The organism is Streptomyces sparsus, assembly GCF_054776295.1.
Genome location: NZ_BAAHCA010001736.1, coordinates 1 through 522, shown reverse-complemented (window position 1 = coordinate 522; position 522 = coordinate 1). Strand labels below are relative to the sequence as shown.

Annotated in this window: 1 protein-coding gene; it reads left to right on the top strand. The window is 76.6% G+C overall.

The genetic code is table 11. From position 1 onward, the window contains the following. Positions 1-522 (top strand): sensor histidine kinase (locus ACYVE9_RS30570; RefSeq protein WP_461031090.1); only part of this gene is annotated, 522 nt, incomplete at both ends.

The window sequence follows — 522 nt, the reverse complement described above, 5'->3', positions numbered from 1 at the left end:
ACCCCCGCGGACCGGCTCGCCGCCGCCGAGGCACGGGCCGCCGAGCTGGCCCGTCGCAACCGGCTCGCGCGGGACCTCCACGACTCGATCGGGCACTCGCTCAGCGCGGTGACGTTGCAGGCGGGTGCCGCCCGCCGTGTCCTGGACCGGGACGTGGAGTTCGCCCGCCGCGCACTGACCGCCATCGAGCACACGGCCGGGACCGCCGTCGCCGAACTCGACCGGGTACTGGGCATGCTGCGGGAGGACGACGAGCCCGCGGCTTCCGCCCGCCCCACCCTGGCCGACCTCGGTGAGCTGCTGGAACAGACCCGGGCGGCGGGCGCCGACCTGCGCTGCACCACCTCCGAGCACCTCGGCGAACTCGACCCGGCGGTCTCCGAGCACGCGTACCGCGTCGTGCAGGAGGGCCTGTCGAACGTCCTGCGGCACGCCGGCGCCGGACCGGTACGGCTCGACGTCACCACGAGCGGCACCGCCGCCGGGGGCGACGCGCGGCTGCACGTGCGGATGCGCAGCCCG